Source organism: Streptomyces sp. NPDC001744 (assembly GCF_042892575.1).
Lineage (GTDB): Bacteria > Actinomycetota > Actinomycetes > Streptomycetales > Streptomycetaceae > Streptomyces.
Window position 1 is genome coordinate 37,248 of record NZ_JBIAUG010000027.1, and the last position, 25,723, is coordinate 62,970.

Below are 25,723 nucleotides of genomic sequence, written 5' to 3' on the forward strand. Positions count from 1 at the left end.
GCCCGGATCTCCCCGGGCCCGGCGCCACCGGCCACACCAGACCACCCGGGCGCCGGCGGGGCGGGAATCCCGCCGCCGCCCGGGTCGCACCGAAGAACCTCAACCCCCCTGGAGGGAACTCGACATGACCACCTTCGAGCCGACCGAGCAGGCCCGCGCCGCCGCCGCCCGCGCCACCGCCCTCGCGGGCATCGCCCGCCGCCGCACCCTGTTCTCCTCCGCCTGGAACGGCCGCGCGCTGCACGTGCTCGCCGACCTGCTCGACACCGCCGCCCTCTCCTTCTACGAGGACACCCCGGCCGCCGACGGCATCCCGACCGACGCCGTCCTCATCCTGGCCGCCGCCGAGGTCGTGGCCTTCGAGACCCCGGGCACCGGCTTCCCGGTCGGGCTCGCGCAGTACGTCACCCACGCCGTGACCCGCCACCCGCTCGTGATCCCCGACCCCGACGGCGGCGACCGCACCGCCGACGACACCCGGCTCGCGGCCGCGCTGGAGGCCCTGCACGGCCACCTCGCCGCGGCCGCCACCGAGGAAGTCGCCCTGGCCCTGCTGGAGGCGGTGTTCGCACTGCACGACAAGCGCGCCGACCTCGCCCAGCTCGCCCGCGGCTGACCCCGACCGGCATCACGCCCCCGCCCGGGCCCACCTCCCCACGGTGGGCCCGGGCGGGGCCCCTGAACTGCGGTTTCACCAGGGGGCCGGAGTTGACTCCCACCCCAAAACTTGAGAGTATTAGTTACGTCGGACGGGGCGGGAATCCCGACCGGCACCGGCCCCCGGGCCACACCGAGAACACTCAACGAACCGAAGGGCACGACCCCATGACGACCAGCACGCCGCGACTCGACAGCCTCACGGCCGGCGGGACGGACCACCACTTCGACGGCATCCGCCTCGCCGACGGGAACATGCTCACCCTCAACGTCCGCCCCGGCGCCGAGACGGCGGAGGTCTTCCTCCTGCCGGGCCTGACCGCCCCCGACACGGAGGCGTGGGAGAACGAGGACGACTGGGAGGTCTGGCTGACCGGCGGCGAGTTCGGCGACGGCTCGCTGTACGGGGACGTGCCGGTCGAGGCCGTGCGCGACCTGATCGCGGAGCACGGCGGCGAGCACGAGAACCAGGAGCCCCCGCAGGAGAGCCCCGCCGGGACGGACGAGGACGACACGGCCGAGGCCATCGCCACCCGCGCCCTTGACGAGTGGGGCATCACCGCCCACCGCGACGACGACGCCGGGAACACGTGGCTGGCCATCGGGCACGACCAGACCCGCGCAGGCTTCCCGCGCATGCTCGCCGAGCCGTACGTCGTGCTCTACCTCTACACCGACTCCGACGGCGAGGACGAGGAGATCACCGTCACCCGGGCCCCCGCCGACGGCGACGTCTGGGACGTAGTCCGGGGCGACGGGACCGGCGCCGAGTGCGCGGTGATGACCCGCCCGGCCGACCAGCTCGCCGCGTGCGTCGAGGCCATCGCCGACTGGCTCACCATGCCCCAGATCACGCCGGACCCGGTGATCCGGCTCGCAGAGCTGAACGGCACCTTCGCGTTCGGCTACGGCGCCGACGACGTCCGGTCGGTCTTCGGGCGCATCGCGGACGAGGGCGGCCCGCGCCTGGTCTGCGTGTGGGAGTACGCCGACGACTTCGGATACGGCGGCAACTCCGTGTTCTACGTCGAGGACCAGGACGGCGGCCTCTTCGAGGTCAGCCCCGACGTCCGCCGGTGGCTGACCGGCCAGCAGCAGGAGCCCGGCCCGCTGAACACCTGGACGGGGCCGCGCGCCTACGAGCCCTGGGAGTTCCCCATCAGCGACGACTTCCACAACTACGCCCGGGCCGACCGGCCCGAGTGACCGGCACCAGTCCGGCGGGGGAGCGGGGCGGGAATCCCGCTCCCCCGCCGGGGCCCGGCACCACCACACCGAAACCCCTCAGCGAGGAGACCACCGTGACGAAGAAGCCGTTCACCCCGCCGTGCGCCGCCAGGTGCGCCGCCGCCCAGATGGAGCTGTTCGCCGCGCCGGCCGCCGCGCCGGCCGCGCCCGCGCAGTCCGCCGAGTTCGACTTCGACGCCCACGACGTCGTGATCGTCGGAGACAGCGGCGGCAAGGACAGCGGCGCCACGGTGCACGAGGTCTGCACCCGCGCCGACAAGGCGGGCCAGCTCCACAAGGTCCGCGTCCTGCACTGCGACCTCGGCACCACCGAGCGCGGCCACCTGGTCGAGTGGCCCGGCGCGCTCGAAGTCGCCCGCGCGCACGCCGAGCAGTACGGCGTCCCCTTCGCCGTCCGCCGCAGCAGGCTGTGGGGCTCGCTGTGGCAGCGGATTCGCTCCCACGGCAACTGGCCTGGCCACTTCGCGCGCTACTGCACGAGCGACACCAAGACCGCGGTCGGCCGCGACTACGTGGACGAGGTCGGCGCCGAGCTGCGGCTCGGGCGCCCGGTCCGCGCCGGGTACGCGATGGGCATGCGCGCCGAGGAGTCCCGGGCCCGCGCCAAGAAGCCGGTCCTGGAGCGCAACCGCATGAGCGGCAAGGGCACGCTGCGCGTCGTGACGACGTGGCTCCCGGTCCACCAGCTCAGCACCGAACAGGTCTGGGAGGTCCACCGGGAGAACGGCATCGAGCGCCACGAAGCCTACGAGCAGGGCATGCGGCGCCTGAGCTGCCGGGCCTGCCCGCTCGCGCACACCGACGACCTGGTCCGCAGCGCGCAGCTCAACCCGGAGCTGTTCGAGGAGTACGCCGAGGCCGAGGCCGACATGGGGCACCAGTTCAAGAAGTCGATCAGCCTGCGCGAGATCATCGAGCGCGCCCGGAGCTGACCGACCTGGAGCCGGACAGCGAGCGGCCCGGCGGGGCGCAAAAGCGTGGGAATCCCGCCGGGCCGTGCGGTCCGGCCACCGAGGGCCCTCAACAGGCCCAAAACCGAACGTCACCATCGTATCTACGACCGACACCACCAGGAGCACACCCGTGAAGACGATCGAGGGCCGCACGTGGGCGAGCCGCGAGGACCTGATCGAGCACAGCGGCTACAGCCGGGACACGCTGTCGAAGCTGTGGCGCGACCGAGGGGCGAATGGCCACCCGGAGGCCCGGGACGTCGGCGGCGTCATGCACTGGGACGTCCAGGTGTGGGACGCGTGGTTCGCCCAGCACTGCGAGCGCCCCCGCGACCTGTCCGGCGTCGACCGCAGCGGCGACCCGGACGAGCCGCTCCCGCCGGCGGGGCAGGCGCGCGTCCTCGGCGTCGACCCGGCCCGGATCACCCAGTACGGCAAGACGCCGCCGCCGGAGTGGCCGGACCCGGTCCACACCGAGCAACTGGCCACCCGCACCCGGGAGTACCGCACCCGGGCCCAGCTCTGGAAGTGGGTGGACGACCCGGTCAGCGGGTTCGGCACCAAGGGCGGGCGCCCCTCCGGCCCCGGCACCAAGACCGGCCAGGAGAAGGCGGCCGCCCGCGTCCGCCTCGCCGCCGAGGCGCTGGCCGCGATGCCCGACCGAAAGGCCGGCGAGGTGGCCGCCGCCCTCGCCGAGCGCCACGGCCAGTCCGTCGACACCTGGAAGCGCGTCATCACCCAGGCCCGCAAGCAGGCCCAGCAGTAGGCACCGCCGCCTGACACCGGCCAGTGCGTCCCGCGACCCGCGGGGCGCGCTGGCCGTCGTCGTACCCCGCCGCCGATCCGCCCGAAGCGTGATCCCACCTCTTAAGAGGTGAGTTTGTGGTGCGGCCGGTCGGCGCCCGCCGGTCCGGACAGCGGGGGCTCCGCCCCCACACCCCCAGGCCCTCTCTCGGAGGGGGAGGGGGAGCGCGGTGAACTGCGGGCCCGTGGGTGGTGATCGGTGGTGGGGTCGGGGGACTCCCTCCTCGGACGGGCACCCCGAGGGGGCCACAGCCCGCGCCGGGCCGCCAGGCCAAGCCGCCTTCGGCGGTCGCGCGAGCGCGAGCCCGGCACCCCGACACGGCCCGCGGCGGCTTGCGCCTGCCCGACCGAGGAGGGAGCCCCCCGACCGGCCCGTCGTACGGCGTCCGCCGGGGGAGGGGTCGGCGCCGCCTGAAACACCTTCAAAAACGCCTCTGACCTGCGGGTTTGTAGTGCGTCGGGGGTTGACTCCCACCTCAAAACTTGAGAGTATTAGTTACGTCGGAAGGGGGCGGGAATCCCCTCCCGGCACCGGCCCCCGGGCCACACCGAGAACCCTCAACGACACCAAGGACGTGGCCACATGGGGACCACCCACGCCTCCGCCGGCGGGATGCTGCACCTCCTCCGCCCCGCGACCACCAGCACGGACTTCACCGCCGACGCCGCCGCGCAGGAAGCCGACGACGCCGCCGCCCTCGCCGCAGCCGCCGGACACCCCGCACTGATCGAGTGCCAGACGACCGCCGCCCTGCTCACCGAGTACGCCGCCCTGAACCCCACCGAGCAGGCCGAGGAGTGGGCGTTCAACGCGGTCGAGCGCATCGCCGAGTGCGCGTACGCCGTGACCGAGCAGTACGAGGAGCGCGTCGAGGAACTCGCCCGCGAGGCCCGCGGCGAGCGCGCCGCCGTCACGCTGGGACGGATCGAGTCCCAGGGCCCGGTCACCGCCGACCGGCTCGCCGCCCTGGACGACGAGACCCGCCGACTCCTGGAGTGGTACGCGGCGCCGTTCCCGATCGAGTGGCTGTTCGCGCCGGAGCGCGACACCTTCGGCCGCATCCTCCGCAAGCGCGTGGTCGTCCTCTTCCACGGACCCGGTGGCCTCTCGCTCGGTCTGCGCGACATCCTCGGCGCGGACGTCGACATCATCGGGATTGACCTGGACGGCGGCGCCGTCGCCACCGCCGTCGCCGCCGGACTGCGCGTCATCCACGCGGACGTCACCGCGCTGGACCCGGAGAACCCGGCGCTCCAGTTCGTCAGCATCATCGCCCTCACCCCGCCCTGCCAAGCCTTCACCCCGAGCGGACTCGGCAAGGGCCGCTACACCGCCGCCATCGACATCATCTGCCGCGTCATCTGGGAGGCGGGCGCGGCCGCCGGGTTCCTCCCCTGGGAGCACTCGGAGACCGGCTACGCGCCCCGCTCCGGCGACACCTGGGACGAGGTCCGCGCCCCGCTCGCCGAGCTGGAGGACCCGCGCGCCGGACTGATGGCGGAGGTCATCATCTGGCCGCTCGGGATGCTCGCCCGCACCGGCGACAACCTCCTGGAGTGCGTCATGGTCGAGCAGTCCAGCGCACTGCCCCGCCAGATCGAGGAGGCCCTGTTCGGCGAGCTGACGCAGGCCGGTTGGCACACCACGGAGGCATGGACGCTGGACGCCGTCGACTACGGCGCCTCCCACCGTAAGCGCCGGTTCATGACCGCCCACCGCGGCGCCGAGACCCCGTTCGTGGACGTCGTCCCGGCCGCCCCGATCCCGGCCCCGACCTTCGCCGAGGTCGTCGGATGGCCCACCGGCCGGACCTACCTGACGCGCGGCCACCGCCCCGTCGACCCCGCCACCGGACGGGCCAAGGGCGGCGGCTCGCGCAGCGCCGACCTCCCGTCGACCTGCGTCACCGCGACCGCGTACGGGTGGGCCGACTCCGAGACCGGCGAGACCATCAGCCAGTCCGACATCGGCCGCCTGGTCGGCTTCCCCGCCAACTACCCCTGGACCCACGTCGGGCGCGGCCGCGGCGTGCGCAACGTCGCCCAGCAGGCGGCAGACGCGGTCTGCCCGATGGTGTCCGCCGCGATCTTCGGCCGCATCCTCGGAGACACCGACTGGGAGACCAAGGTCCGCGCCTACGTGCACGAGCTGTACGGCATCGACACCGGCACGACGGCCGCCGAGCCCGAGCAGTTGAACCTCTTCGGCGAGGACCCCGCGCCGACTGCGAAGGCCGCGTAGGGGAGCGCGCCTCCACCCACACCAAAGCCCCGGTGGGCCGCTGAACATCAGCGGCCCACCGGGGCTTTCTGGTCCCCTTCGGGTACCTGAACCGGAGACCGGTGTTCCCAGGTGCTCACGCACCGGTACCGTCCTGAGTGCGACGTCAGAACGGAGTCCATCATGACGCACGAAGCTGAAAATGGCCCGCCCCTCACCTTCGGCCAACGGGTCCGACGCGAACGCGAGCGCAAGGGCCAGACCCGACCGGTGCTCGCCGGTCTGGTCGGCCGCAGCACGGAATGGGTCAAGGCCATCGAGAGCAACCGACTCGGCATGCCACGCCTGCCGCTACTCCTGCGCCTCGCGGAGGCGCTCGGCGTGGACGACCTCGCCGCCCTCACCGGCGACGAACGACTCGCGGCCGCCACCTACACCAAGGCCGCCCACCCTTCACTGCTACGCGTGAAGGAGTCCCTGACGACGTACCACCTGCTCGCCCGGGACGAGGAACCCACGCCGGCGGCGGCGCTCGCCACCCGCGTACAGAACGTGTGGCAGGCGTGGCACGGATTCGGCGACCACCGCAGCCGCGTCGCCAACGTCCTGCCCGCCCTCCTGGCCGACCTCCAGCACGCGGCCCGCACCCACGAGGGCGCCGACCGGCGCCGGTCCCAGGTGCTGCTCGCACAGGGCTACCACCTCGCCCAGCTCTACCTGAGCTTCCAGCCCGCCCCCGAGCTGGTGATGCTCACCGGCGACCGGTCGATGACGATGGCTCAGGACGCCGACAGCCCCCGCGCCATCGCGGCCTCCGCCTGGTACCTCAACCACGTCTTCCGAGACGCCGGAGAGCGCCACGAGGCACGCGTCGACCTCGCGATGAAGTCGATCCGGCTGCTCGACCCGGAACGCGGGGCGGAAGACATCGCGCTCGGCGGACTGCTGCACCTCGCCGCAGCCCTGTCCTTCGCCAAGGTCGGCCAGAAAGGCAACGCCGAACGCCACTGGGACCGCGCCGACGCCGCCGCCAAGCGACTCGGCGACGAGTACGTGCACCCGTGGCTGATGTTCGGCCGGGGCATGGTCGACGCGTACGCGATCACCATGAACAACGACCTCGTACGGTCCGGCGCCGCGGTCGACGCGGCCACGCACATCGACCTCGGCTCGATGCAGAGCGCCACCCGCCGCAGCTTCCACATCATCGAGACCGCCCGCGCGTACAGCCTCGCGGGCGAGTCGGTGGCGGTCGTGCACCTGCTGAAGAAGGCGTACGAGACGAGCCCGGAGACGGCGTGCTTCAACCTGTTCGCGCGGGGCACCGCGGCGGAGCTGGCGGAGAGCGGCAGCGCGATCATCCGTGACGACGCTCGCGGACTCGCGCGTCAACTCGGCGTGGCCGCCTAGGGGTACAACCTGTACCCCTCCACGAGGGGGTAGCGACTGTACCTGTCGCTACCCCCTCCGGCTTTTACGGTCGTATCTCGACCATCCGCTACCCCCCGAGGTCTGGCGATGCCTCATATGTCCAGCACACCGCGCGGGTCGGGATATCCCGGCTACAGCGAGACGATGAACCGCACCCCGGAGACCGCCGCGAAGGCGCGCGGCTTAGCCCGGATCGCTCTGCGCGTGTGGCAGATGGACGACGCCGGGGACAGCGCCGCCCTGCTGCTGACCGAGCTGTTCGCGAACGCCGTCCGGCATGCCCGCGGCACGTCCGTGCGCGTCATCATCGACCGGCCCGAACAGGACCGGGTCTACCTCGCCGTGGTCGACCTCGCACCGCACCGACTCCCCGAGATGCGCGAAGCCGGACCGGACGACGACAACGGCCGCGGCCTCGCCCTGGTCGAGGAGCTGTCGGACCGTTGGGGGTGCGACCTGATGGGCCGTGAACAGCGTCCGTGGGGCAAACGAGTCTGGGCAGAAATGAAGGTGACCCGATGACAGAGACCGAGACCATGCCGTCGGTCGGCGACGAGGTGAAGGAAGGCCAGAAGCGGGCCATCGTGACCGACATCCGCGGCGGAGTCGTCTGGCTCCGCGCACCGAGTGGCGGCGGACCGGAGTGGCCGGCGGAGGAGCCGCACAAGCTCACCGTGCTCCGCACCCGCAAGGAGATGATCCAGGCGGGCGACCTGTGACCGGCCGCCGATCCGGCGGGTTCTGACCCGCCCCCCGAACCCCGCTGTCCGCGCCACCCCCGTCGCGGACAGCGGCCGGAAGCAGTGCCCCGGAACTCCACCCGTGAGGAGTCCGGGGCACTGCTGTGTGTTCCAGATTCCTGGAACGCTCCACCCTCCCGGCAGCACCCGCGCGACGGCCCGCGCCCACCGCCGGAGCCGAGGGCGCCGACCCTTTTTCCTCCCCTCCCCGTCAAGGCCTTCCCCAGGTCGGGGGACGGAGTGTCAAGGTGGAGCGCCCGCACCGCAGGCGCGTCGGGAGGAACGAGCGACGCGGCGAGGAGCGGACGTACGACCTTGATGCGGAGGAGCCCGGCCGGACACTGGAAAGGCCGGGGAGGGAAGCGTGCACAACGAGAAGGGGCCCCGCTGCGCGGGGCCCCTTCTCTGCCTTCGTCGGTGGTCAGCCGGAGGTGTTTCCGGCACCGGCGGCCGCGGACTCAGCGGCGCCTTCCTGACCGGGGATCGCAGCCGCTGGCGGTGCCGCCGAAGGCTCCGGTGCGGACGCCCCGGACGTTCCACTCGGGGCGTCCTTCTTCGGCGCCCGCCGGGTGCGCGTGCGGCCCTTCGGTCGCTTCTCCGGTTCTTCGGCGCCGATCGCCTTCAGCTCCTCCGTGGTCCAGCCCGCCGCCTCGGCGGCGACGAAGGCCTCGGCGTACGGCGTGTCCGTCTCCTTCAACTGACGCTGGAGTTCCTCGCGCTGCCCCAGGATCTCCGCCAGCGGCTTGAAGGCCTCCTCGCGGGCCGCCTGGACTTCCTTCATTCGCTGCATGATGTCGTGTGCGCTCGCCATGCCGTGATCGTACTGGTACCGCCCGGACGGCGGCCGCGGGGGCGGGCCCATCACCGCAGGCCGTAGGGGCTTTTGACGGATGGCCATGTGCACCGTGTGCGCTTCCGGATGGCCTCAGCCACCGGAAGCGAGTTAGTGCAAACTGGGCCCAGTTTGCGTGATCCCCGGCTTTCGGCCCACTACTGTGGGCGGCCGGTGATCTTTGGTCCGAGGACGGACCGGGGGGGTTGGGAAGGGGGCTGGTGTGGCAGAGCCACCAGCAGCGGACGGCCGGCGCCGTACCGCCGATCGCAGCGCGCGCTACCGCGACCGCGAGCCCGACGAACGTCGCGACAACCGCCTCAAGGTCTCCTACACCGACAGCGAACTGACGATCGTCCGCGAGGCGGCCGCGCGTGACAACCAAGCCCTCGCCGCATGGGTCGGCGACGCCGCCCTGAAGGTGGCCAAGGAGAAGGTCGTGCCGGTCTCGGTCGACGCCCGCGACCTAGTCGCCGAACTCATCCAGTCCCGCAACCAGGCGTCCCGCATCGGCAATAACGTGAACCAGATCGCGAAGGCCTTGAACGCCGACGGCACGGTGACCAATGCCCAGCTCGCCGCCACCCTGGACGCGATCGTCAAGGTGGTGCAGCGCATGGACGAGGCGACGCTCCAGGTGATGCGCGAACGGCGGCCGCGGTCGTGATGCCGAAGAAGGCCCGGGACGGCACAGACACGAAGGGTCTGCTGGACTACCTGTACGGCCCGGGCAAGCGCGACGAGCACACCAACCCTCACATGGTCGCCTCCTGGGACGACCCCTTTGTCGAGGACCCGGCGCGCTCGCCGGACATGACGATCTCCGACTTGGCGCTCATCCTGGACGCCCCGGTGTACGCCCTGCTCGGCAAGCGGCCGGACAAGCACGTGTACCACGTCGCGGTGCGCAACGCGCCCGAGGATCGGCTCCTGTCGGACGAGGAATGGGCGCGGGTCGCCCGCGAGATGATGCACGCCTCCGGCATCGCCAAGCACGGCGACGACCAGGCCTGTCGGTGGGTCGCGATCCGTCACGCCGACGACCACATCCACATCGTCGCGACGAAGGCGAGGCAGGACGGTCGGCAGCCGAGGCTGCGCCAGGACATCCCGCACATGCACGCGGCCGCGAGGGAGTTCGAGGTCGAGTTCGGGCTACGTCGGTTGAAGCACGGCGACAAGACCGCGCGGAAGTGGGCGAAGACCGGCGAGCAGGAGAAGGCGGTCCGGCGCGGACTGTCGGAGCCGGTCCGGGAGACGCTCCAGCGGACGGTCCGCCAGGCCGCGGCCGCCGCCACGAGCGAGGACGACTTCTTCGCCCGGCTCACCGCGGCCGGGGTCCGGGTGAACAAGCGGGTGGCACCGGACGGGAACATCACCGGGTACTCCGTCGCGATGCCGGGCGACCGCGATGGTGGACAGCGCGCAGTCTTCTTTCCGGGTGCCCGGCTCGCCTCGGACTTGTCCCTGCCGCGCGTCCGGGAACGCTGGACGACACCGGTCTCCGTGCCGACAGTCGCGCCGGCGGAGATGTGGCAGGAGGCAGAGCGCCGCGTGCGCGCGGCCGCCGACCAGCTCGGCGCGGGCGGGCTGCGCGAGGGCGCCGGGGACGTGGCCGCACTCGGCGACCTCATCGTCATCGCGGCGGTCATCTCGCCGCGCATGGTGCGCGACCGGTTGAAGGACGCGGCGTACGAGTTCGAGCGCGCGTCGCGCGTCCCGGGTGACCGTGCGCTGGAGGGTCAGGCGCGCAGCCTGTACCGGGAGTCGACACAGTTGCTGTCGCAGTCGGCGGCGGCCGCCGGGCGCAGTGACACGGTCGCCGCGCTCGGGTTCCTGCTCGCCCTGGTGATGGCGATCGAGGCCTCCCGCAAGTGGCACCAGGCGCAGGAGCACCGGGCCCAGGCGGAAGCCTCCGGCCGGGCCGGTCGACTGCTGCGGGAGGCGGTCGAGGTGACCGCCGGCGCGAGCGCGGCGCGCGAGTACCGACCCCGCCCGAAGCGCGCGACCACCCGGACCCCGGGGGCCCGCCGGACACCGGCGGTCTCGGGCGAGAGGCCGATGGCGGGCGTGCTCCAGGAGGCGGTGCCCGTACACGCGCGTGCGATCCTCGCGGACCCGGCGTGGCCCGCGCTGCGCACGCGGCTGGCCGCGGTCGAGAAGGCGGGCGAGGACCCGGTCGACGTCCTCGCCACGGTCGCCGCCAAGCGGGAGTTGACCTCAGCGGACTCGGTCGCCGAAGTGCTTACATGGCGTCTGGACGGGTGGAGTCGTCAGCGCGGTGCGACGACGACGGCCACCGGCAAGAGCCCGTCGCCGACGTCCACGGGCGGCACCGGCCGCACCAGTGGGCCGCGCAAGACGGGGGCGCCCGGACCGACACGTCGGCCGCCGGGTGACGAGCAGCGCAAGGGCCCGCGACGGGCCCGGTAACGAGGGGAGCGAACATGTCGATGCCGACACCGGAGGAACGCCCCGGGGAGGCGTTCACGGAGGCCGCCGCCGAGGCGGTGCAGACCTCCGTGATGGCGTTCCGTCTGGTGATGGCCATCGCGGACGCGGTGCGCCGTCAGCAGCAGAAGAAGGCCGGGAAGGAGGACGAACTCCCGGATGCCGAGAAGGCGGCGGCGGAGGCCTCGGAGGAGGTCAAGAAGTTCCTGCCGGACGACATCGCCACGGCGTTGTTGGAGGGCGCGGACTGGCCCCAGCTCGCCCAGCAGCTCATGGCACTCAAGGCCGCCGGGGTCGACCTGGAGACGATGCTCCCGCGCGTCGGCGAGATCACCGTGGACGTACGGGACCAGGTCGCGGCGAACGCAGAGAAGGTCAAGCGCGAGGGCACCGAGGAGTGGGCGAAGGCGCTGCGCGAGACGCTGCCGGCGGGACCGGTGCGCGAGGCGATCCTGTCCTCCCCGGCGTGGCCGGAGATGGCGCGGACGATGGCGACGATGAACGAGCGCGGAGTCGACGTGCGGGCTCTGCTCGCGGCCGCGCACGAGGAGGGCGTCGGCGTCGACCAGGCGGTCGCCAAGGTGCTCGCGGCGGCGGAGGCGCCGACCACGAGCCGGGACGCGAAGCTGTCGTACGGGCCGCTGACGACCGGGCTCGACATCCCCAAGGATCTCGACCTGGGGGACCGGGAGCGGGCCCTTCGGCAACTCTCGATCGCGCCGTCGGAGAACGCGAAGTTCACGCGCATGGTGCGCGAGGCCCTGCCCGGGGCGGAGCGGGAGGCGGACCTCCTGGTGACCTCGCGTCAGTGGCCGCTGGTCGCCGCGCGAATGGCGGACATGGAGAGCAAGGGGCAGCCGGTCGCGGAGCACCTGGCCCGCCTGTCGAAGGACCCCTCGTGGCAGGAGGGTCCGCAGACGCAGATGGGGCGGCGCCTGGTCCAGGCCGCCAACGATGCGCTGCGCAAGCCGGTCGGCGCGGCGGGGCCGAAGGTGAGCACGGCGGCCGCGCGGTCGACGTCGCCGAGCGTGGGCCCTACTAAGCCGGCCGCGAAGGGCACGGCCGCGGCGACGGCCACGCCCGGCGTGGCCGCGCACCGGGAGGCCGGGCCCGCGCCGAAGAGTGGCAAGACCCGGTAGAGCACGGCCGGACGCACGTGTGCCGCAGACCGATCGTCGGTCTGCGGCACACGTCGTTTCGGGGTCAGGGGCGGGTGGCGCCGTAGTAGTCCCGCTCGGGCATCGCGGACGTCAGGGGAGCGAGTTCGACGTCACGGCCGGTGCGCGGCGCCTGCACCACGTTGCCGTCGCCCGCGTAGATCGCGACGTGATAGATCGAGCCGCTTCCGCCGTGCGACCAGAACAGCAGATCGCCCTCCTTGAGGTCAGACCTGGAGACGGGCCGGTCGGACGTGGCGCCGTACTGCGCGGACGCCGTCCGCGGCAGTTTCAGCTTGGGCGCGAAGGCGTACTGCGTCAGGCCGGAGCAGTCGAAGCCGGTGGTGCTGGAGGCCACGCAGTCGCCGTTCAAGTAGCCGTTGGTGCCGTCGCAGAAGCCCTTCGACGGGCCGGAGGGTCCGCCGCCGCCCCAGGCGTACGGGGTGCCGATCCGGCCGACCGCCTTGCGCAGTGCGTCGGCTCCCGAGCCGTGCCCGGAGACCTGGATGAGGCTCGGTCCCTGGAAGCGCGGCATGGTGGACAAGATGATCTGGACGTAGTTGAAGGTCTCGCCCTTGGCGAACCTCTTCGGTGGCACTCCCTTGTACTGCTGGACGCGGTACCACCCGGCGTTGTACCCGGCCAGTGCGAGGGCGCGGACGTCGCCCGGGTAGCCGGAGGACTTCGCCTGCTTCAGCAGGGAGCACATCATCCGGCCCTGCGCCATGACGGCGTCGCCGACGTCCCAGAGACTGGCCTCCCCGTTGCCGTCGTCGTCGCGCGCCCACGTCGCGTACGTCGAGGGGAGGAACTGCGCCGGGCCCTGTGCGCCGGCCTCGCTGGTGGCCTCCTCCTTGGAGGTCTTGAACTTCGACTCCTGCCAGAGCTGCGCGGCCAGGAGAGCCGGGGTCATCTCCTGCTGCTTGCAGGCTTCGTCCGCCTTGAGAATCCACTTGCTGAACTCGGCGGGGACGCCCTTCAGGCCGCCGCTGGCACTGGTCGACTCGGCGGCCGATGCGTCGTCGTCGCCGATGACCACACCCACCACCGCGAGGAGCGCCAGGACGACCAGTCCTATGACCGCGGCGACGGCCCCCATGAGCACCTTCACGTGCTATCCCCCCGTGCGTGTTCTCGCTTCGCTGTCGTGCCGGTTGTGTGACTTTCTGCCGTACTAGATCACGAGTTGTTTGGCATGTGCGCCTCCATTCGCCGGGGCCGGACCGGCTACGGAAGCACGGCTCACGTAGGGTCGGGGATCAGGTTTCAGGTAGGGCGAGTTCGCACAGCGAAATGACGCCCTCTTCATTTCGCACGGCGAAATGAAGGCGTCCGCGCGGAACCGTTGGCGACTCGGGGGTGTGGCTGTGGGTGTGTGTGTTGACGCTGTGACTCCGGCCGGAGTGACCAGCCGGAACGTGTTCCCCGTCTCGAAACAGCCGCCGCTTTGCAGGCAAATCCCCGGCCGCCGCGCGCTGTTGTAGAGCGACACCTCTGCCTGACCTCCGGCTCTCGCGAAAACACCACCCAGGTTTGTCGGGGGTTCACGCTAGCCTCAGTGATCCCAAGAACCCAATATCGTGACTTAAACGAAGGCATACAGGGGGGAGTTGCGGCATGACCACCCAATCGGTGACATCAACCCCGGGCACTGGTGCGCCGGTTGCCCTCCGGTACGCGCTGATGCCGATCGACATGGGTGTCGGCATTGCAGTGGCGACGGTGGCGAAGATGCTCGACAACGACGCCGGCGGCGCCCGGGCCCGAGTCCTGGCGTACGGGGAGCACATCCCGTACGGCGCCTCCCCGGTGCTCGTGGCGGACACGACGCTGTACGGCACGCACATGGTCGAGCAGACCCTCCAGCGCTGGGGCTCGCTGCCCCGGCCGTGGCTGGTGTGGGTGGCCGACAGCCCGGCCCGCCCCGTGCAGGACGCCCGCTTCCTGGTCCGCGCCCTGGAGGGGCGGCTGGCCGGGGTGGCGAGGTTGCCGTACCTGCCCGTTCTCCGGGCCGTTAAGGGTCCTGACGAGGCCCTGGAGTACAAGGACGTTCGGTCCGCAGCCGAGAAGCTGCGGCGCTCGATCGAAGGGAAGTGAGCAGATGGCTATGGAGCGGGTCGCCGCGTTCATCCTGGCGGCGGACGACGACAAGAAGAAGGGCGGCGGCAGCCTCATCCCCGGGGCCAAGCCGACGAAGATCCCGGGCATGGAAGGGCCGGTCTCCGAGATCTTCGGCTACGGCCTGTGGCTGCTGGTCTTGGCCGGGGTCGGCGGTGTGGCCTTCGGCGTCTACAAGCTGGCCGTGTCGGACAAGAGCCGCAACGGCGGCGGGTCCGAGCCCTTCAAGTGGATGGGCGGGGGGCTGGCCGCGGTCATCTTGTCCGGATCGCTGATCGCCATCCTCAACGGCATCGCAGGCTGAGGCGGGGGACATGGGACGCACCAGGGGGACGTGGAACACCAAGGGCACCTGGCTGGCCGGCGCCGCGCTCGCGGCCGTGCTCGCCCTGACGGGCTACGCGGTGTTCAGCGGCGGCGACGACGGCGGCGACACCCCGGCCAAGGGCCCGAGCGCGAGCGCGAGCGGGTCCGCCTCGCCCGGCCCGACGTACGCGCCGCCGGAGGACTGGACGGAGCCGGACCAGTGGTCGGCACTTCCGCGGGGGAAGCGCACCGACGACCGGGGCAGTCAGGTCGGCTTCCCGAAGACGACCGAGGGCGCGGTGTCGATGATGGTCGCCGCCAACGCGACCGACATCGAGGGCGAGAAGACCAACACCGACGAGCAGCTCCGCATCTACCACTCGTACATCGGCCAGGCCGACCAGTCGTCGGAGAACGCCGAGCAGATCGAGCTGCAAGCCCAGCAGAGCGACAAGGCTCTGGCCAAGCAGATGGGCGTGAGCCCCGGCCAGTCGCTGCCCGCGGGCGCGTACGTCCGCAACACCGTGGTCGGATACAAGATCATCCAGAAGTCCGACACCGAGGTCAGCGCGTGGTTGCTGACCAGGGTGGTGCAGAAGAACGGCGAGATGGAGAAGGAGAAGGGCTCCTACACCCGGACGCTGGCTGGCGCGCAGTGGGAGGGCGGCGACTGGAAGCTCACCGGGGACGCCACCGCCCGCGCGCAGAAGGACGTCCAGGGCCAGACGCAGCCGCGGATCGTCGCGCCGGGCGACGCCGACTTCAACAGCGCCGGATGGACGGCCATCCGGGAGGCGTCGTGATGCGCCGAGGCGTCATGGGGCGCCGGTTCGCCGCGGTGCTGCTAGCCCTCGCCGCGGTGTTCGGGGTGTCCGTCGTCTCGGCGCCGCAGCCCGCGCGGGCCGACGGCATCATCAGCAACACGATCGAGGGGGCATGCCGGGTCACCACCGGCCCGGTGCTCGGGACGATCCTGCACACCGGCGGCAAGCTCACCGGTATCGGCGGGCTGACCGGCTCGGACATGTGCGACGCGGTCGGTGAAGCGGGCGAGAAGGCCATCAAGGATGCCTGGAAGAACGTCTGGGACTCGGTCCTCGGCGACATCATCAAGTCCGCCCAGGACGTCACCAAGTGGATCATCAAGAAGACGCTGACCCTGGCGCTGCTCGGCCCGTCGGTCGACCTGAAGGGCACGGGCCTGTGGGACGGCAAAGCCACCTTGGCGGGCATGCTCGTGTGGCTCGGGCTGGTGATCGCCGCGTTCGGGGTGATGTGGAACCTCGCCAAGATGGCGATCACCGGGAAGGCGCAGCACGCCGGGGTGGCGATGAAGGGATGGGTGGAGAACATCGTCCTGTCCGCCCTCGGCGTCAGCTTGTTCGCGTTCCTGCTGACGCTCGGGGACGCACTGAGCGCCGGACTGGTGAAGGCCACCTTCGATGACGACGGGCAGGCCTACGAGCGGATCATCGCGGTTCTGCTGCCCAACGCGATCTCGAACCCCATCACCCTGCTGTGCATCGTCGGCGTGCTGCTGCTGATCGGCTTCATCCAGATGGTGATGATCTTCCTGCGGCAGAGCGCCATCCCGATCATCTGCCTACTGATCCCCGTGGCCGGCGGCGGCCGGACCGGCGGCGAGGCCACCCGGAAGTGGGCGCCCAGCCTGATCACCTCCGGCATGGTCATCGTGGCCTACAAGCCCACGGTCGCCGTGATCATCTGCACCGGGTTCGCGGAGTTCGGCCACTCGAAGACCCTCGCGGAATGGCTGCGCGGCTGCGCCACGCTGGTCCTCGCGGTGCTCGCCCCGGGCCCGCTCACGAAGATCTTCGCGCCCTTCGGGGCGGCGGTCGGCGCGGGCATGAGCGCAGGGGGCGCCAGCGGCGCCCTCGGCGCGGCCGCGGGCTACTTCGCCGGGAAGGCCGGAGGCGACGGCGATGGTGGCGACGGAGGCGGTGACGGCGACGGCGGCACGAACGCGGTCGAGCACGCGAAGTACGTCGAGCAGAGCATGGGCAGCCAAGGCCAGGGCCAAGGCGGCGACGGCGAGGACGGCGGCCAGGGCGGCGACGCCCAGACGCAGGCCGCCCGGAACGAGACCGGACGCGTACCCGGACAGGGCGGCGAAGTCGACGGCGTTCCGGGCGTCGGCACGCCGGGCACCACCGAGGCCGTGCAGGGCACGGCGGGCACCGCCGGCACCAGCACCGCGGCGGGCGCGCTCGGTCCGGTCGGCGTCGGCATCCAGGTCCTGGACGGCGTCAACGACGCGGTCCAGGGGGCGAGCGGTCAGATGGGCGGAGAGAACCAGTGAGCACCCACGAGGTGCCCAAGACCTTGATGGTCGAGGGCTTCCGGGCCCGTCGCAGCTTCGGCTTCGGCGGGCTGTCGCGGAACGCGACGATCTTCGCGGCGGTCATCCTGGTGGCGGACGGCCTGATCGCCACCCAGGCCCCGCTGTCCCTGCTGGTCACTCTCCCGGTGACCGGCGCGGTCTTCGGGCTGGCCGCCGCGCGACGCCACGGCATGTCCGCGCTGAACTACTACTGGGCCAAGGTCGCCTGGAAGCGGGCGGCGAAGTTCGACGCCACCTCCTACCGGCGCCTGCTGCTGCCGCACCCCTACGCCCTGGACCTTCCCGGCGTCGGTGCCAGCTCCACCCTGATCAAGGCGCACGACCCGACCAGCGGGCGGCCCGTCGGCGTCGTCCACGACCGGGGAACCGGCCGCATGACCATCACCACCCTGCTCGCCCCGGGCGGCAGCCTCATGGCGCCCACCGGGGCCGTGCAGAGCAGCCTGCGCACCTGGTCGTCCGTGCTGGACGCGATGAGCACCGACGAGCAGATCAAGGCCGCGTCCGTCACCATCCAGATCACCCCGGGAGCGGGGGAGGCCCTCGGCGACAACGTCGCCGAGCGCAAGGACCCGAACGCGCCGCAGCTCGCCAAGAACGTCATTGACGAGCTGGTCCGCACCACCCCGCACGCCACCGCGAGCGTCGCTCCGTGGATGAGCGTCACGGTGGACCCGAACGCCTCCGTGAACGCGCCGGCGGACCTCGCCGAACAGGTCGCCGAGGCGCTGCGGGTGGTCGACTCGCTCGACCTGTCCGGCACGGGCACGGACATCGAGCGCCGGGCGACCGACGTTGACCTCCGCCGGATCGTGCGCAGCGCGTACGACCCGGACGTGTTCAACGCGCGGGACTCGGAGTTCGCTGATCTGTCGTGGGCGGAGTGCGGGCCGCAGGCCGCCGACGACGGCTGGGAGGAGTACGCGCACGACGGCGGCGTCAGCATCAGTTGGGTGCTGCGCGAGATGCCCAAGCGCCCCCTGCCGTACAGCGTCCTGCTGCCCCTGCTGGCCCCGGGGCGCTACCAGCGCCGCATCACCCTGCTGTACCGCGTGCTCGATCCGCACGAGGGCGAAGCGGTGCTGGAGCGGGAGATCAGCAACGCCCACGACCGGGCGCGGGCGACCGCCGAGGTCAAGGGCCGCGCGAAGTACAGCCAGAAGGCCGACCTCCAGCGCGCGGAACGGGCCGCCGCGCAGGTGGCCGGCGGCGTCCAGGTGGTCGACTGGACCCTCATGGTCACCGCCACCGCCCGCAAGGCCTCCGACCTGCCCGCCGCGCGCCAGGAGCTGGCCCGCGCGGTGAAGGCGACCCGCGGCATCCGGATGCGGAGCGCGTTCGGCGCACAGGCCGCGGTGTTCGCGGCCGGACTGCCGATCGGCTACTCCCCGCTGGTGAAGGACTGACGACGATGGGCAAGACCAAGTCCGTTCCGGTGACCACCCCCAAGCGTGTGGTCAAGGTGATCGAGCAGGCCCCGACCCGCGAGGAGCGGCGGGCGGAGAAGAAGCTGCGGGGCCGCTTCGCCCCGAGGCTGGGCTGGGGCGGCCGGTTCAGTGGCCGCGTGCCGGTCGAGGACACCGGCACCATCTACACCGGTCCGACCAGCCAGGCGGGCGGCATCTACCCCTTCCTCCTCGGCAGCGGTCTCCCGCCGCGCGGGGTGCCGGTCGGCCGGGATGTGCTCACCGGCGAGTTGGTGTGCATCGACCCGTCGGGCTGGACCGGCAAGCTCACGACCAATCCCGGCGTCTGGGTCATGTCCCAGCCGGGCGCGGGTAAGTCGGCGCTGGTCAAGCGCGTGTGCATGGTCTACTCGGCGCTCGGGTTCATGACGTGCGTACCCGGGGACGTCAAGGGCGAGTACAGCGACATGGTCCGCGAACTCGGCGGGTCGGTGGTCCGGATCGGCGACGGCATCGGCCGTCTCAACCCCTTGGACTCCGGGCCGCTCAAGGGGCGTGCGCAGTCGCTGCCGGTGAAGCAGCGCGACGCCCTGTTGGACGTCCTCAACGGGCGCCGGTTGGAGACGCTGGTCGCCCTGCTGTCGACCAAGCACGGACTCGGCAAAGCCCCGAACGCGATCGAGCGCTCAGCGTTGGACACGGCCGTCCACGTCGCTTCCGCTGCCCAGTCGTCGGGGAGCGACCCGGTGGTCGGCGACGTCGTGCAGGTGCTGCGGGACGCGCCCGAGGCGCTGCGAACCAAGCTCTCCGCCGAGGACGACCGGTACCGGGACCTGACGAGGGAAGTCGTCGCCGGGCTGGACAACTTGATCGGGGGCCCGTTGAAGGGTCTCTTCGACGGGCCGACGACCACCCCCCTGGACATCTCGGCGCCCGCCGTGTCCGTGGACATCTCCGCCCTGCGGGCCCGCGGAAATGACGTGGTCAGCGCGGGCATGATCGCCACGTGGGCGTACACCTACTCCGCGATCGACTCCGCCCGCAGCATCGGCCTCATGGACCGTTCCCTCGTCCTGCCGATGGACGAGATGTGGCGGGCCCTGCGCAGCGGCCCGGGCCTGGTGGACGCGATGGACGCCATCAGCCGTCTGAACAGGACCACGAACGATGTGACGATCTACGTCACGCACTCGTTGCTGGACGTCGAGGCGCTGCCGACGGAGACCGACCGTGCCAAGGCGCGCGGGTTGATGGACCGGTGCGACACCTGGGTGATCGGCGCGTCCTCTGAGGAGGAGCTGACCCGGGTCACCGGCAAGCGCAGCCTCACCGAGCAGGAGCGCATGATGATCGGCTCATGGTCGTCGGCGACGTCGACCGGGCTCGATGTCGACCCCAGCTACGACGATGCCGACGGCCTCAACGTGCCCCTGGAGGAAGAGGGCGCACGGCACCCGGGCCGCGGCAAATACCTGATCAAGGTGGGCACCCGGCCCGGGATCGCGGCCTCGCTGGAGCTGACCGCGACCGAACAGCGGCTCTACCGCACGGACACCAACCGGCGCAGGAGGACGAGCGTGGGAGGCGACAGCCGATGATGACGGACAACGACCGGGCGTGGGCCGGCGGCGCGATCCTGGTCGGCGGCGCGGTAGCGCTGTCCGCGACGACGTGGGCCGGGGCCGCGGCCGGCGCGCTGGCGACCGGCGAGGACGTGGCACCCGCCTCCCCACTGACCGTCTACCGGATGGTGAGCGACTGGTCGACGGTGTGGCCACAGTCGCAGACCGCTTCCATCGTCGGCGCCACCGTCGCCGACCTCGCGGTCGTGGTCTTCCTCGTGTGGGGGATGCGCTGGGCATTCCGCTGGTTCAGGAACCCGTCCAGCCTGGCGACGCTGCACCAGGTGCGCGAGCTGACGCCCAAGCACGCGGCCCGTACCGCGACCCGGTTGAGGGCCTCGTTGAAGGGCGTGAAGCCGAAGGAGGTTCCGGCCCGCGACCGGGGCGTGCTCCTCGGCGACCACATGCCGTCCGGGGTCGAGCTGCGCGGGTCCGACGAGGACACCTACGTCGCCATCATGGCGCCCCGCGCGGGCAAGTCCACCTCCCTCGCCATCCCGGTGGCGGAGGAGGCGCCCGGCGCCCTGCTGATGACCAGCAACAAGGCGGACGTCTACGCCGCGACGAAGGGAAGCCGGGCGAAGGCCGGGACCACCTTCCTGTTCGACACCCAGGGCGTCGCGCAGGCTGAGCGGGAGGTGTGGGTCGACCTGGTCGCGCAGGCCGAGACGCTGGAGGGAGCCGAGCGTCTGGCCAGCCATTTCGTCAACCAGATCACGAGCGAGCAAGCCGATCCTTTCTGGTCTCAGGCGGCCGGAGACCTCCTCACCGGCCTCTACCGGGCCGCGTGGTGGGAGGGCGCCACCGTCCGCGAGGTCATGAGGTGGCTGTCCGACCCGAAGGAGAAGGCGCCGCTCCGCGTCCTGTACGCGAACGAGCCGGTGCTCGCGGAACAGGTCGATTCCTCCATCAATATTGCCGAAGAGACCCAAAGCGGGATCTATCAGAACGCGCGTACGGCCATGTCCGCGCTGCGCGACGAGAAGGTGCTCGCGTGGGTCACCCCGGACAAGCACCGGGTCCGCTTCGACCCCGAGACCTTCGCCACCAGCACGGACACGCTCTACCTGCTGAGCAAGAAGGGCGGCCCGTCGAGCGCCCTGGTCGCGGCGGTCGCCGACGCGGTGTTCACCGCCGGCACCGAGGCGGGCGAGCGCCACGGCGGCCGACTGCCCGAGCCGATGCGCGCCGTGCTCGATGAGGCCGCGAACATTTGCAAGATCGCGGACTTGCCCGACCTCTACAGCCACCTGGGGTCTCGCGGCATCACGCCGTTCGTCATCCTCCAGAGTTACCGCCAGGGCGTACGGGCATGGGGCGAGGTCGGCATGGACTCGATGTGGAGCGCGGCCACGAAGAAGGTGATCGGCGTCGGGATCGACGACGCCAAGTTCGCACAGGACATCAGCAGCCTGACGGGCGCGCACTACGTCGAGCGCGGCAGCTACTCCAAGAGCAAGGACGGCGGAAGTCGGAGCTGGAGCGAGCAGCGCGAGCAGGTACTCGACCCCGCCGAGATCCGCGCCATGCGCAAGGGCACGGCCCTGCTGATGTCGACCGGCATGCCGGTCGCGCAGATCGGCCTGCGCCCCTGGTACGCGGAGCGGGCAATGGCGCACATCGGCCCGCAGATGGCCGCCGAGGAGGCCGCCATCACCAAGCGCGCCGTGGGCGCCTACGAGCTGCGGAAGGCGACGCGCAGTGGCCGATGAACCCGACGACGTCCCGGAGCTGGACGTGCCGGTGGGCATGTTCGAGGACATCGAAGACCTCAAGGCCCGGGTCGCGAGCCTGACGGACCTGGTCAAGAAGCTGACCGGGGGAGCGGAGGGGGAGCCGGGCGAGGCCTCCGCCGACGAGGCGGAGTCGGCCGGCGGGGAGGCCGCCGCCGAGGAGGGCGACGGGGAAGAGGAGGAGTGGCAGTACCCGCCGTTCATCCTGCTGCTCGACCCGCCGGAGTACGACGACGAGCTGCGGGCGCTGGTCGAGTGGGTCGAGGGGGTGCTGGTGCCCGGCTACCTCGGGGAGCCGTCGGCCGATGCCCGGTGGTGTCACCTGTGGTGGGAGCATCCCGTGGCCATCGCCCGCCTGCACGCGGTGTGGCTCGCCTGGCAGGAGCTGACGGACCCGGCGTCCTGCGGGTACACCGGGCCGTCGGTCTGGCACCGCGACCACATGGACCCCGCGCTCCGCGAACTGCGGTCGTCCACCGGCCCGTTCGGCGGCTGCACCAAGGGGGAGCACCAGATCGAGCACCGCATGCCCGGTCTCGTCCCCAGCGCCTGGACGCACGGCGAGGACTGAGCGGGCGGCCGCCCTCGCGCTACTCGCTGAGCGGCGCGAGGGCGGTGTAGCAGGAGGCGCACACCGGAAGGGCGTCGGTGATGTCGGCCGGGCTGCTGTGCCGCTCGGTCCCGGGCGTGACCACGCGCAGCAGGCGGCCCGGCTCCGCGGCCGCCGAGCACGTGCCCTCGCCGGAGTGGTAGAAGCGGCACACGCAGCGGCAGCCGCCGGGCCGGTGCTGCTGCCAGGTGAACAGCCAGACCATCGTCAGGTACAGCACCGGGTACCGGGTCTTGTCCGCCATGCCGGAACCGTAGCCGCTCGCCTGCGGGCCTACCGGCCGCCGATCGACCGGATCACCGTCGCCGCGTCCCGGTCGCCGTGCAGGGACACGTCCGTCGCGAGGATCGCCAGCTTTCCGGCCATCCCCATCAGCATGCTCGGCAGGATGCACTCCGGGTCGGAGCCCGCCGCGACGATTCGGGCGAAGGACCGCTCCAGCTCGCCGGAGAACTCCGCCTCCAGGGCGGCGCCTTGCTCCTCGGGAGTCCGCGGCTCGGGAACCGTGAGGTGTTCCATGCTGCGGTCGGCCATGAGGCAGGCCAGGTGGGTGCACTCCTCATCGAGGGCGGCCATGTCGACGTACACGTGGGGCTCCTTCGCCGTAGTTCAGACCTCCTGCATACCGGACGCCACCGTCAGCCCGTCCCGGGCGGGCCCGAGTTGGGAGAACGCGCCGCCAACTCACCCCAGAAACTCACCTCTTAAGAGGTGAGTTTCCGCTAAGGTGGACCCATGCCCACCACCGAAGCCGTCGCCGTCATCCCCGAGCCCGCGCCTGCCCCGTCCCTGGAGGTCGTGCCCGACCTGCCCGCCGAGGTCACGGTCGCCAAGATCGCCGCCGGGGTCACCTCCGCCCTGGTCGAGGCATGGGACGCGATCCGCGCCCGCCACCCGGACGTCCCCGAGGCCGTCATCAGCATGGCCACCGGCGGCCGCGCGAGCGCGGTCGAGCTGGCCCACTTCGCGCCCCGCCGGTGGCGGCTGCGCGAGGGGGACGACGTCCACCACGAGGTGTTCGTCACCGCCGAGTCGCTCGCCGACGGCGCGGCCAAGGTCTTCGGGTACCTCCTGCACGAGGCCACCCATGCCGCGAACGAGAACCGCGGCGTCAAGGACTGCTCGGCGAGCCAGTACCACAACAAGGAGTTCCGGAAGACGGCCGAGGCGATGGGCCTGGTCCAGCGGCCCGACGTCGGCGAGAAGTGGAAGAAGAAGTACGGGTTCGCCGGTACGGAGCTGGGGGACGAGGCGGCGACGACGTACGCCAAGGAGATCGCCGCGCTCGACAAGGCGATGCACGCCACCCGGACCCCCGACCTCTTCGCCACCCGCAGCGGCGGCGGGGGCAGCACGGGCGGCGGGGCCGCCGACGACATGGACGCCGACGACGCCGGCGGCGACGAGGCGCCGACCGGGACGAAGGAGAAGGAGGACCGCAACTACGTCAAGGCGGTCTGCCAGTGCGAGCCGCCCGCGGTCATCCGGGTCTCCCCGAAGACGCTGGAGCGCCGCAACATCATGTGCGGCGACTGCATGGAGAACTTCGCGGCGGAGGAGTCCGCCTGAGACAGGTGGTCTATCTGGCCAGATAACCCGCGGGCCCCGGCGGTCCCCTTCGAGGGGGAGCCGGGGCCCGCGTCGTCGTACGGCTTGCCGCCGTGGTGCACCAGGTGCAGCACCTACGGCCAGGGGGTCAGGTGAAGTGCCGGGAGGCCGCCGCGACGAACGTGTCCGCCGCGGTGACGGCGCCCTCGCGCAGCACGTCGAGCGAGTCCTTGTCGGTCGCGCCGCGCAGCGCGAGCACGGCCCGCGTCGCCTCCTCGGCGGACACGGCGAGCGAGGGGACGAGGATCGAGACCAGCACCTTGGGCGCCTCGATGGCCGACCGGGTGGCGTGCGAGGCGGCCCGCGCCTCGCCGAAGGCCTCCGCACTCGCCCCGTCGAGCCGCAGGCCCTCGCGCACGGTCATGGTGCGCCGGTGCCCGGCGACCGCCGCGGCGAACTCCTTGACGGCTTCCAGCGCCTGGTCGCGCCGGTGGTCGTCCCGGGCCTCGGCGCGGGCGGAGCGGGCCAGACGATGCTGGATCACCCCGCTCACGACCGCGCCGAGCAGCGCGCTGACGACCGCGATCACAATGTTCAGCACGAGCCCTCCCCGGCGGTCAGCATGCGGCCGGCGGCGCGCAGGATGTCGGCGTGGTCGAAGGCCAGTTCCACGTCGTCCAGGGCGCCCAGCTCCACCCACCGCACGTCCGCCGCGTCGTCGTCGGCCACCGCGACGGTGCCGGAGGGCACCCGGACGAGGTAGGCGTCCGTGCTGTACTTCCCGCGCGGGTCACGGCCGGGGGCGTTGTAGGTGCCGATCAGGACCAGGTCGGCGGCGTCGACCAGTACACCCGTCTCCTCGTCCAGCTCCCTGGCGGCGGCGACCCGCGAGTCCTCGCCCTCATCCAGGTGCCCGCCGGGCAGGGCCCAGCGGCCGGTGAACGGCTCCCAGCGACGCTGGATGAGCAGCACCCGGCCGTCCTGGTCGACCGCCACCACGTCGGCCGTGAAGCGCCACTCGCCCTCGTCGTCGGCGGGCGGCTGCGCCACCACGGTGTCGCGGCGGGCGTCCCACCCGGTGCAGTGCGTGGTCTCCCGGCCGTCCTGCTCGAAGCGGACCGTGATGTCCCACACCGGCCAGACGCCGAGCGGGCGCGGTCCGCGCTCGATCGCGAGGACCTCGTACGTGCTCGCGGCGTCGCCGTGGTTGTACCGGCCGCCGACGACGCGGGGGCCGACCTGGGTGGCGATCCACTCCGGGTAGGTCATCTCGAAGCCCTCCTCGCGGCCGCCCAGCAGCTCGGCGGGCATCGCGTTGTCGCACTCGTTGCAGTTGCTGCGGGCGGAGGGGTTGACGGTGCCGCAGGCCGCGCACGTCCACGACGGGCGGCCGCAGTCGTGGCAGGCGTCGTACGTGCGCGGGTTGTCGGCCCCGCAGGTGCAGCCCCACGCGGTGCGCGAGCGCTTCGCGGCGGCGAGGTCGGTCTCGTACGTGCTCAATGGATCTCCTTCTCGTCGGGGCCG

26 protein-coding genes are annotated in these 25,723 nt (G+C 71.9%); 20 read left to right on the forward strand and 6 right to left on the reverse strand.

Annotated features, from left to right (window positions below; all coding sequences use genetic code 11):
- Window positions 1–124: 124 nt before the first annotated feature.
- From ACFYZY_RS26600 to ACFYZY_RS26635, 8 genes are all read left to right on the forward strand, one after another.
- Entirely contained in the window at window positions 125–616 is a 492-nt protein-coding gene (locus tag ACFYZY_RS26600; RefSeq protein WP_388698827.1) for a hypothetical protein, read from the forward strand.
- Window positions 617–825: 209 nt separating this feature from the next.
- A complete protein-coding gene (locus ACFYZY_RS26605) occupies window positions 826–1,863 on the forward strand; it encodes a hypothetical protein (protein WP_388698830.1) in 1,038 nt (345 codons plus the stop codon).
- Between the two features lie 95 nt (window positions 1,864–1,958).
- Window positions 1,959–2,837, forward strand: a complete 879-nt coding sequence (locus ACFYZY_RS26610) for a phosphoadenosine phosphosulfate reductase family protein (protein WP_388698832.1) — start codon at window positions 1,959–1,961, stop codon at window positions 2,835–2,837.
- A gap of 151 nt (window positions 2,838–2,988) precedes the next feature.
- A complete protein-coding gene (locus ACFYZY_RS26615) occupies window positions 2,989–3,624 on the forward strand; it encodes a hypothetical protein (protein ID WP_388698836.1) in 636 nt (211 codons plus the stop codon).
- A 621-nt stretch (window positions 3,625–4,245) separates the two neighbouring features.
- Window positions 4,246–5,904 carry a hypothetical protein gene (locus tag ACFYZY_RS26620; RefSeq protein ID WP_388698839.1) on the forward strand — a complete coding sequence of 553 codons (1,659 nt, stop codon included), beginning with the start codon at window positions 4,246–4,248 and terminating at the stop codon, window positions 5,902–5,904.
- 162 nt (window positions 5,905–6,066) lie between these two features.
- Window positions 6,067–7,293, forward strand: coding sequence for a multiprotein-bridging factor 1 family protein (locus ACFYZY_RS26625; RefSeq protein ID WP_388698841.1), 1,227 nt, complete (start codon window positions 6,067–6,069; stop codon window positions 7,291–7,293).
- Between the two features lie 165 nt (window positions 7,294–7,458).
- Complete coding sequence (locus ACFYZY_RS26630; RefSeq protein WP_388698844.1) at window positions 7,459–7,836, forward strand: ATP-binding protein; 378 nt, start codon at window positions 7,459–7,461, stop codon at window positions 7,834–7,836.
- Window positions 7,833–8,033 carry a hypothetical protein gene (locus tag ACFYZY_RS26635; protein WP_388698846.1) on the forward strand — a complete coding sequence of 67 codons (201 nt, stop codon included), beginning with the start codon at window positions 7,833–7,835 and terminating at the stop codon, window positions 8,031–8,033. The genes ACFYZY_RS26630 and ACFYZY_RS26635 overlap by 4 nt, the downstream gene beginning before the upstream one ends.
- Window positions 8,034–8,475: 442 nt before the next feature.
- Here ACFYZY_RS26635 and ACFYZY_RS26640 read toward each other — a convergent pair whose 3' ends face one another.
- Window positions 8,476–8,865 (reverse strand): hypothetical protein, encoded by a 390-nt coding sequence (locus tag ACFYZY_RS26640; protein ID WP_388698849.1) that lies wholly within the window; start codon window positions 8,863–8,865, stop codon window positions 8,476–8,478.
- Window positions 8,866–9,109: 244 nt separating this feature from the next.
- Here ACFYZY_RS26640 and ACFYZY_RS26645 point away from each other — a divergent pair, with 244 nt between their 5' ends.
- Genes ACFYZY_RS26645 through ACFYZY_RS26655 form a run of 3 tightly spaced genes read left to right on the forward strand, consistent with a single transcriptional unit; the run spans window position 9,110 to window position 12,476 of the window.
- Window positions 9,110–9,553 carry a MobC family plasmid mobilization relaxosome protein gene (locus tag ACFYZY_RS26645; RefSeq protein ID WP_388698851.1) on the forward strand — a complete coding sequence of 148 codons (444 nt, stop codon included), beginning with the start codon at window positions 9,110–9,112 and terminating at the stop codon, window positions 9,551–9,553.
- Entirely contained in the window at window positions 9,553–11,319 is a 1,767-nt protein-coding gene (locus ACFYZY_RS26650; RefSeq protein ID WP_388698854.1) for a relaxase/mobilization nuclease domain-containing protein, read from the forward strand. The genes ACFYZY_RS26645 and ACFYZY_RS26650 overlap by 1 nt, the downstream gene beginning before the upstream one ends.
- Before the next feature lie 14 nt (window positions 11,320–11,333).
- Entirely contained in the window at window positions 11,334–12,476 is a 1,143-nt protein-coding gene (locus ACFYZY_RS26655; protein ID WP_388698857.1) for a hypothetical protein, read from the forward strand.
- A gap of 64 nt (window positions 12,477–12,540) precedes the next feature.
- Here the strand turns inward: ACFYZY_RS26655 and ACFYZY_RS26660 are convergent, their stop codons facing one another.
- Window positions 12,541–13,605, reverse strand: coding sequence for an NlpC/P60 family protein (locus tag ACFYZY_RS26660; RefSeq protein ID WP_388698859.1), 1,065 nt, complete (start codon window positions 13,603–13,605; stop codon window positions 12,541–12,543).
- Between the two features lie 572 nt (window positions 13,606–14,177).
- Between ACFYZY_RS26660 and ACFYZY_RS26665 the strand changes: the two genes are divergently transcribed.
- From ACFYZY_RS26665 to ACFYZY_RS26700, 8 genes are read left to right on the forward strand one after another with little or no spacing between them, the layout of a single operon-like run.
- Window positions 14,178–14,591, forward strand: a complete 414-nt coding sequence (locus ACFYZY_RS26665; RefSeq protein ID WP_388698861.1) for a hypothetical protein — start codon at window positions 14,178–14,180, stop codon at window positions 14,589–14,591.
- Window positions 14,592–14,595: 4 nt separating this feature from the next.
- A complete protein-coding gene (locus ACFYZY_RS26670; protein ID WP_234010801.1) occupies window positions 14,596–14,916 on the forward strand; it encodes a hypothetical protein in 321 nt (106 codons plus the stop codon).
- 10 nt (window positions 14,917–14,926) lie between these two features.
- Window positions 14,927–15,721, forward strand: a complete 795-nt coding sequence (locus ACFYZY_RS26675; RefSeq protein ID WP_388698864.1) for a hypothetical protein — start codon at window positions 14,927–14,929, stop codon at window positions 15,719–15,721.
- Complete coding sequence (locus tag ACFYZY_RS26680) at window positions 15,721–17,238, forward strand: hypothetical protein (RefSeq protein ID WP_388698866.1); 1,518 nt, start codon at window positions 15,721–15,723, stop codon at window positions 17,236–17,238. Before ACFYZY_RS26675 ends, ACFYZY_RS26680 begins: the two co-directional genes overlap by 1 nt.
- Window positions 17,235–18,686: an SCO6880 family protein gene (locus ACFYZY_RS26685; protein WP_388698868.1), complete on the forward strand. Its 1,452-nt coding sequence runs from the start codon at window positions 17,235–17,237 to the stop codon at window positions 18,684–18,686. The genes ACFYZY_RS26680 and ACFYZY_RS26685 overlap by 4 nt, the downstream gene beginning before the upstream one ends.
- Before the next feature lie 5 nt (window positions 18,687–18,691).
- Window positions 18,692–20,284: an ATP-binding protein gene (locus ACFYZY_RS26690; RefSeq protein WP_388698870.1), complete on the forward strand. Its 1,593-nt coding sequence runs from the start codon at window positions 18,692–18,694 to the stop codon at window positions 20,282–20,284.
- Window positions 20,281–22,020 (forward strand): type IV secretory system conjugative DNA transfer family protein, encoded by a 1,740-nt coding sequence (locus ACFYZY_RS26695; protein ID WP_388698873.1) that lies wholly within the window; start codon window positions 20,281–20,283, stop codon window positions 22,018–22,020. Before ACFYZY_RS26690 ends, ACFYZY_RS26695 begins: the two co-directional genes overlap by 4 nt.
- Window positions 22,010–22,612 (forward strand): DUF4913 domain-containing protein, encoded by a 603-nt coding sequence (locus ACFYZY_RS26700; protein WP_388698875.1) that lies wholly within the window; start codon window positions 22,010–22,012, stop codon window positions 22,610–22,612. Before ACFYZY_RS26695 ends, ACFYZY_RS26700 begins: the two co-directional genes overlap by 11 nt.
- Window positions 22,613–22,631: 19 nt before the next feature.
- On the opposite strand, the gene ACFYZY_RS26705 is transcribed toward ACFYZY_RS26700, so the two are convergent.
- Window positions 22,632–22,895, reverse strand: a complete 264-nt coding sequence (locus ACFYZY_RS26705) for a DUF6372 family protein (protein WP_388698877.1) — start codon at window positions 22,893–22,895, stop codon at window positions 22,632–22,634.
- A 29-nt stretch (window positions 22,896–22,924) separates the two neighbouring features.
- The gene (locus tag ACFYZY_RS26710; protein WP_388698879.1) at window positions 22,925–23,239 is read right to left on the reverse strand and encodes a hypothetical protein; all 315 of its coding nucleotides are present in this window, start codon (window positions 23,237–23,239) and stop codon (window positions 22,925–22,927) included.
- 147 nt (window positions 23,240–23,386) lie between these two features.
- Here ACFYZY_RS26710 and ACFYZY_RS26715 point away from each other — a divergent pair, with 147 nt between their 5' ends.
- Window positions 23,387–24,220, forward strand: coding sequence for a hypothetical protein (locus ACFYZY_RS26715; protein ID WP_388698882.1), 834 nt, complete (start codon window positions 23,387–23,389; stop codon window positions 24,218–24,220).
- Window positions 24,221–24,347: 127 nt separating this feature from the next.
- On the opposite strand, the gene ACFYZY_RS26720 is transcribed toward ACFYZY_RS26715, so the two are convergent.
- Window positions 24,348–24,800, reverse strand: a complete 453-nt coding sequence (locus ACFYZY_RS26720) for a protein kilB (RefSeq protein ID WP_388698885.1) — start codon at window positions 24,798–24,800, stop codon at window positions 24,348–24,350.
- A complete protein-coding gene (locus ACFYZY_RS26725) occupies window positions 24,794–25,699 on the reverse strand; it encodes an NUDIX domain-containing protein (RefSeq protein WP_388698887.1) in 906 nt (301 codons plus the stop codon). Before ACFYZY_RS26725 ends, ACFYZY_RS26720 begins: the two co-directional genes overlap by 7 nt.
- Window positions 25,700–25,723 lie beyond the last annotated feature (24 nt).

Excerpts from the sequence above, each read along its gene's own strand:
- ACFYZY_RS26600 (WP_388698827.1), top strand. The coding sequence starts at position 125 with ATGACCACCTTCGAGCCGACCGAGCAGGCCCGCGCCGCCGCCGCCCGC.
- ACFYZY_RS26675 (WP_388698864.1), top strand. The coding sequence starts at position 14,927 with ATGGGACGCACCAGGGGGACGTGGAACACCAAGGGCACCTGGCTGGCC.
- ACFYZY_RS26705 (WP_388698877.1), bottom strand. The coding sequence starts at position 22,895 with ATGGCGGACAAGACCCGGTACCCGGTGCTGTACCTGACGATGGTCTGG.
- ACFYZY_RS26690 (WP_388698870.1), top strand. The coding sequence starts at position 18,692 with ATGGGCAAGACCAAGTCCGTTCCGGTGACCACCCCCAAGCGTGTGGTC.
- ACFYZY_RS26680 (WP_388698866.1), top strand. The coding sequence starts at position 15,721 with ATGCGCCGAGGCGTCATGGGGCGCCGGTTCGCCGCGGTGCTGCTAGCC.
- ACFYZY_RS26650 (WP_388698854.1), top strand. The coding sequence starts at position 9,553 with ATGCCGAAGAAGGCCCGGGACGGCACAGACACGAAGGGTCTGCTGGAC.
- ACFYZY_RS26635 (WP_388698846.1), top strand. The coding sequence starts at position 7,833 with ATGACAGAGACCGAGACCATGCCGTCGGTCGGCGACGAGGTGAAGGAA.
- ACFYZY_RS26715 (WP_388698882.1), top strand. The coding sequence starts at position 23,387 with ATGCCCACCACCGAAGCCGTCGCCGTCATCCCCGAGCCCGCGCCTGCC.
- ACFYZY_RS26665 (WP_388698861.1), top strand. The coding sequence starts at position 14,178 with ATGCCGATCGACATGGGTGTCGGCATTGCAGTGGCGACGGTGGCGAAG.
- ACFYZY_RS26640 (WP_388698849.1), bottom strand. The coding sequence starts at position 8,865 with ATGGCGAGCGCACACGACATCATGCAGCGAATGAAGGAAGTCCAGGCG.
- ACFYZY_RS26630 (WP_388698844.1), top strand. The coding sequence starts at position 7,459 with ATGAACCGCACCCCGGAGACCGCCGCGAAGGCGCGCGGCTTAGCCCGG.
- ACFYZY_RS26655 (WP_388698857.1), top strand. The coding sequence starts at position 11,334 with ATGTCGATGCCGACACCGGAGGAACGCCCCGGGGAGGCGTTCACGGAG.
- ACFYZY_RS26605 (WP_388698830.1), top strand. The coding sequence starts at position 826 with ATGACGACCAGCACGCCGCGACTCGACAGCCTCACGGCCGGCGGGACG.
- ACFYZY_RS26625 (WP_388698841.1), top strand. The coding sequence starts at position 6,067 with ATGACGCACGAAGCTGAAAATGGCCCGCCCCTCACCTTCGGCCAACGG.
- ACFYZY_RS26670 (WP_234010801.1), top strand. The coding sequence starts at position 14,596 with ATGGCTATGGAGCGGGTCGCCGCGTTCATCCTGGCGGCGGACGACGAC.
- ACFYZY_RS26620 (WP_388698839.1), top strand. The coding sequence starts at position 4,246 with ATGGGGACCACCCACGCCTCCGCCGGCGGGATGCTGCACCTCCTCCGC.
- ACFYZY_RS26695 (WP_388698873.1), top strand. The coding sequence starts at position 20,281 with ATGATGACGGACAACGACCGGGCGTGGGCCGGCGGCGCGATCCTGGTC.